The sequence below is a fragment of the Streptomyces sp. NRRL S-455 genome (assembly GCF_000717875.1).
Classification (GTDB): domain Bacteria; phylum Actinomycetota; class Actinomycetes; order Streptomycetales; family Streptomycetaceae; genus Streptomyces.
In genome coordinates this window covers 1-5,124 of the sequence record NZ_JOCT01000057.1, presented here as the reverse complement: position 1 = coordinate 5,124, position 5,124 = coordinate 1, and the positions used below count along the sequence as shown (strand labels likewise).

The 5,124-nt window shown below is 70.1% G+C and carries 5 protein-coding genes; 4 read left to right on the top strand and 1 reads right to left on the bottom strand.

Features of this window, described 5'->3' with window-relative positions; translation table 11 throughout:
- The 4 genes from IE97_RS0137750 to proC form a co-directional block, all read left to right on the top strand.
- Positions 1 to 791: class I SAM-dependent methyltransferase (locus IE97_RS0137750; RefSeq protein WP_037845428.1), on the top strand; the 791-nt coding region annotated here is incomplete at its 5' end.
- Between the two features lie 50 nt (positions 792 to 841).
- A complete protein-coding gene (locus tag IE97_RS0137745; RefSeq protein WP_030252108.1) occupies positions 842 to 1,705 on the top strand; it encodes an ABC transporter ATP-binding protein in 864 nt (287 codons plus the stop codon).
- The gene (locus tag IE97_RS0137740) at positions 1,702 to 2,487 is read left to right on the top strand and encodes an ABC transporter permease (RefSeq protein ID WP_030252104.1); all 786 of its coding nucleotides are present in this window, start codon (positions 1,702 to 1,704) and stop codon (positions 2,485 to 2,487) included. The genes IE97_RS0137745 and IE97_RS0137740 overlap by 4 nt, the downstream gene beginning before the upstream one ends.
- Before the next feature lie 131 nt (positions 2,488 to 2,618).
- On the top strand, positions 2,619 to 3,431 hold the full coding sequence (proC, locus tag IE97_RS0137735) for a pyrroline-5-carboxylate reductase (RefSeq protein WP_030252100.1): 813 nt from the start codon (positions 2,619 to 2,621) through the stop codon (positions 3,429 to 3,431).
- Positions 3,432 to 3,476: 45 nt separating this feature from the next.
- Here proC and trpS read toward each other — a convergent pair whose 3' ends face one another.
- Entirely contained in the window at positions 3,477 to 4,514 is a 1,038-nt protein-coding gene (gene trpS, locus IE97_RS0137730; RefSeq protein WP_030252098.1) for a tryptophan--tRNA ligase, read from the bottom strand.
- Positions 4,515 to 5,124 lie beyond the last annotated feature (610 nt).

Below are 5,124 nucleotides of genomic sequence, written 5' to 3'. Positions count from 1 at the left end.
TGACCACACCCCCCTCCGCGCACCACGCCCACCTCACCCACACCGCCCGAGCCCACTCCTTCAACACCGCCGCAGCCCAGTACGCGGCCAACCGCCCCGCCTACCCCCCGTCCCTCTTCGACGCGATAGAAGACCTGACCAACCGCCGCCTCTCCGGCTCCCGCGTCGCAGACATCGGCGCCGGCACCGGCATAGCGACCGCCCTCCTGCACGCCCGAGGCGCGGACGTCCTCGCCGTAGAGCCCGGCGACGGCATGGCGGCCCAGTTCCGCCGCACTCTCCCCGAGATCCCGCTCGTCCGCGGCACGGGCGACGCCCTCCCCCTCGCCGACGCCTCCGTCGACCTCCTCACCTACGCCCAGGCCTGGCACTGGACCGACCCGGCCCGCGCCGTCCCGGAGGCCCTCCGCGTCCTGCGCCCCGGCGGCGCCCTCGCCCTCTGGTGGAACACCGACGCCCTCGACGTCCCGTGGATCGCCGAAGCCGCCATCCGCACGGAACGCCACTTCGGCATCGACATCCGGGCCGAGAAGCGCAGCGTCAGCGCCCGCGGGGCCGACCCCACCGGCCGCCTCCGCTTCACCCACCGCACGGTCCGGTGGAGCCGCCGCATCCCGGTCGACACCCACCTCGCCAACATCGGCAGCCACTCGGTCTTCCTGGTGCACGGCGAGGAACACACCGCGCCCTTCCTGGCCGAGGAGCGCGAGCACCTGCTCAGAGCCTTCCCCGACGGCTTCGTCGAGGAGGTCTACGACGTGATCCTCCTGCTCGCCGGAACTCCTGCCTGACGCACCCCAACCGCTTGACGCACACTTCTGCCGGGAGCATTATTCATCACATGATGAATAATGCTCCCGGCTCACCACACCGAGCCACCGACACGCATCCGCACGCGGAACCGCAACCGCATGCCGAACCAGAACCGCACGCGGAACCGGAACCCGCCGCCATCCACGCCGAGAACCTCACCGTCACCCGCGGCCCCCGCACGGTCCTCCGCAACCTCGGCTTCACCGTCCCCCACGGCCAGATCACCGGCCTGCTCGGCCCCTCCGGCTGCGGCAAGTCGACCCTGATGCGCGCGATCGTCGGCACCCAGGCCAAGGTCACCGGCACCCTCGACGTCCTCGGCCGACCCGCCGGCCACCCCACCCTGCGCACCCGCATCGGCTACGTCACCCAGGCCCCCTCCGTCTACGACGACCTGACGGTCCGCCAGAACCTCGACTACTTCGCCCGCATCCTGGACCCCGGACGCCAGGCCGCCGACCGCCGCCACGACAACGTCACCCGAGCCATCGCCGACGTCGACCTCACCTCCCACGCCGACGCCCTCGCCGGCAACCTCTCCGGCGGCCAGCGCAACCGCGTCTCCCTGGCCGTGGCCCTCCTCGGCACCCCCGAACTCCTGGTCCTCGACGAACCCACCGTCGGCCTCGACCCGGTCCTGCGCCGCGACCTCTGGACCCTCTTCCACGACATCGCGGCGAGCCGCGGCACCACCCTCCTCGTCTCCTCCCACGTCATGGACGAGGCCGAACGCTGCCACCGCCTCCTCCTCATGCGCGAGGGCGAGCTCCTCGCCGACGACACCCCCGACGCCCTCCGTACCCGAACCGGCACCGAAACGGTCGAAGAGGGGTTCCTGCACCTGGTGGACAAGGCGAAAGACGAAGCCCGCACAAAGGAGACGACCCGATGACCACCACCCACCCCGCGACGACCGCCCCCACCCCACCAAGGCCCCTGAACGCCTCCCGGACCACCGCCACCGCCACCCGGGTCCTGCGCCAGCTCACCCACGACCCACGCACCATCGCGCTGATGCTCCTCGTCCCCTGCGTGATGCTGTTCCTGCTGCGCTACGTCTTCGACGGCAGCCCGCGCACCTTCGACAGCATCGGCGCGTCCCTCCTCGGGATCTTCCCCCTGATCACGATGTTCCTGGTGACGTCGATCGCCACCCTGCGCGAACGCACCTCGGGCACCCTCGAACGCCTCCTCGCCATGCCGCTCGGCAAAGCCGATCTCATCGCCGGGTACGCCCTCGCCTTCGGCACCCTCGCGATCATCCAGTCCGCCCTCGCCACGGGCCTCGCGCTCTGGTTCCTCGGCCTGGACGTCACCGGCAGCCCCTGGCTCCTGCTCCTGGTGGCCCTCCTCGACGCCCTCCTCGGCACAGCCCTCGGCCTCTTCGTCTCGGCCTTCGCGGCCTCGGAATTCCAGGCGGTCCAGTTCATGCCGGCGGTGATCTTCCCCCAGCTCCTCCTCTGCGGCCTGTTCACGCCCCGCGACAACATGCACCCGGTCCTGGAGGCCATCTCCAACGTCCTCCCCATGTCCTACGCGGTGGACGGCATGAACGAAGTCCTCCACCACACCGACATGACGGCCACCTTCGTCCGCGACATCCTGATCGTCGCCGGCTGCGCCCTCCTCGTCCTGGCCCTGGGAGCGGCCACCCTGCGCCGCCGCACGGCATGAGCCCCGCGGCCCACGGACGGACCCGCACCCCGACCCGGACATCCCGCCCACCGGACAGACCGCCACCCCACCACCACCGGGTGCGAGGATGAACCCGGACGACGCGCAACCCCCGGAGGGCACCGAAAGCCATGACCCAGAAAGTCGCAGTCCTCGGCACCGGCAAGATCGGCGAAGCCTTGCTCAGCGGAATGATCCGAGCGGGCTGGAACCCGGCCGACCTCCTGGTCACCGCCCGCCGCCAGGAACGCGCCGCGGAACTCCGCACCCGCTACGGCGTCACCCCGGTCTCCAACCCCGAGGCCGCGAAGATCGCCGACACTCTGATCCTCACGGTCAAACCGCAGGACATGGGCACCCTCCTCGACGAACTCGCCCCCCACGTCCCCGCCGACCGCCTGGTCATCAGCGGCGCGGCAGGCATCCCCACGGCCTACTTCGAGGAACGCCTGGCCCCCAACACCCCGGTCGTGCGCGTCATGACCAACACCCCGGCCCTGGTCGACGAGGCCATGTCCGTCATCTCCGCCGGCACCCACGCCACCGCCGACCACCTCGCCCACACCGAGGAGATCTTCGGCGCCGTCGGCAAGACCCTCCGCGTCCCCGAGTCCCAGCAGGACGCCTGCACCGCCCTCTCCGGCTCCGGCCCGGCCTACTTCTTCTACCTGGTCGAGGCCATGACCGACGCCGGCATCCTCCTCGGCCTGCCCCGCGACAAGGCCCACGACCTCATCGTCCAGTCCGCCATCGGCGCCGCGACGATGCTCCGCGACAGCGGCGAACACCCGGTCAAGCTCCGGGAGAACGTCACGTCCCCCGCCGGCACCACGATCAACGCCATCCGCGAACTCGAGAACCACGGCGTACGGGCCGCCCTCATCGCCGCCCTCGAAGCCGCCCGGGACCGCAGCCGAGCCCTGGCCTCCGGCACCAACAGCTGAGCACCCGGGGGCGGCAGGACCCGCCCCGCCCCCGGCACCCACACCTCACACCTTCAGCACGGCACCACCCGGGCCCGCCGTCTCCTCCACGGCGGGCAGCAGCCCGATCGCGCGATACGCCGCATCCACCGTCGGCCGAGCCATCCCGTGAGCCCGCTCCGCACCGTCCCGCAGCACCCCGTCCACATAGCCGGGATCGGCGCACAACTCCCTGTGCCTCTCCCGCAGCGGCCGCAACACCTCGACGACGGCCTCCGCGGTGTCCTTCTTCAAGGCGCCGTACGACCCGTACGCACCGCTCAGCCGCTCGGGCTCCCCACCCGTGCACGCCGCGAGGATCTCCAGCAGATTGGCGAGCCCCGGCCGGGCCTCCCGGTCGTACACGACCTCCCGCCCGCTGTCGGTCACCGCCCGCATGACCTTCTTCCGCACCACGTCCGGTTCGTCGAGCAAATAGACGATCCCCGGCCCCACGTCGTCGCTCTTGCCCATCTTCGACGCAGGATCCTGCAGATTCATCACCCTCGCCGCCACCCCAGGACGCGTGGCCCGCGGCACCACGAACGTGTGCCCGTACCGCTGGTTGAACCGCACGGCGAGATCCCGCGCGAGCTCCACGTGCTGCCGCTGATCGTCCCCGACCGGCACCTCGCCGGCCCCGTACGCCAGGATGTCCGCCGCCATCAACACGGGATACGTCAGCAGCGACAGCCGCACACTCCTGCCCCGCCGCTGCTCCCGCACGGCCTTCTCCTTGTACTGGATCATCCGCCGCATCTCACCGTCGGTGGCCACGCACTCCAGCACGTACGACAGCCGCGCGTGCTCGTCCACATGACTCTGCACGAACAGCGTGCACAGCTCCGGATCCAGCCCGGACGCCAGCAGCAATGTCGCCGCCTGCCGACTGAGCCTGCGCACCCTGGCCGGATCGTGGTCCACGGTCAGCGCGTGCAGATCGACGACACAGAACAAGGCATCGGCCTCGTGCTGGTCCACGGCAGCCCACCGCCGCATGGCCCCCAGATAGTTCCCCAGCGTCAGATGCCCCGTCGGCTTGACCCCGCTGAAGACCCGTGTCATCTCTCCTCCACCTCCCGGTCGGGGCCGCCGCCCCGGCGGCCCGTCCCTCGGTGTTCGGAGGAGAAACAACAACGGCCGCCGAAGCGGCGGCCGTTGAGTGCATACGTGAGGACGGCCGCCGTCAGGCGGCCCACCACAGCTGGGTACACGTACGCGTCGTCATGCACCCCAGGCTACGCCTCAGGAGTGCCTCTCGCCCCAGAGTTGACAGGCACAACCCCCATCCGTACTGTTCTCCGAGTTGTCCGACGTGAGCGCCGACTCCGGTCGGTCCCCGGACGACCATCTCGCAGGTACCAACCACTAATCGACGCGCAGTACATCTGCCGTCGCTTCATTGGCGTGCGTATTTGCGGAATGAGGAATCCTCGTTCGAAAGGACGCGGCCCCCGATTGGCTCGGGAGCCGGGGAATCCGCTAAAGTCTCACCACGTCGGAACGGCCCAACAGCCGGGAAGACAACCCCCTCTGACTGGGGATCAGGGCCGAAAGGATCTGATAGAGTCGGAATCGCCGGAAAGGGAAACGCGGAAGCGGGAACCTGGAAAGCACCGAGGAAATCGGATCGGGAAGATCTGATAGAGTCGGAAACGCAAGACCGAAGGGAAGC

Excerpts from the sequence above, each read along its gene's own strand:
- proC (WP_030252100.1), top strand. The coding sequence starts at position 2,619 with ATGACCCAGAAAGTCGCAGTCCTCGGCACCGGCAAGATCGGCGAAGCC.
- trpS (WP_030252098.1), bottom strand. The coding sequence starts at position 4,514 with ATGACACGGGTCTTCAGCGGGGTCAAGCCGACGGGGCATCTGACGCTG.
- IE97_RS0137745 (WP_030252108.1), top strand. The coding sequence starts at position 842 with ATGATGAATAATGCTCCCGGCTCACCACACCGAGCCACCGACACGCAT.
- IE97_RS0137740 (WP_030252104.1), top strand. The coding sequence starts at position 1,702 with ATGACCACCACCCACCCCGCGACGACCGCCCCCACCCCACCAAGGCCC.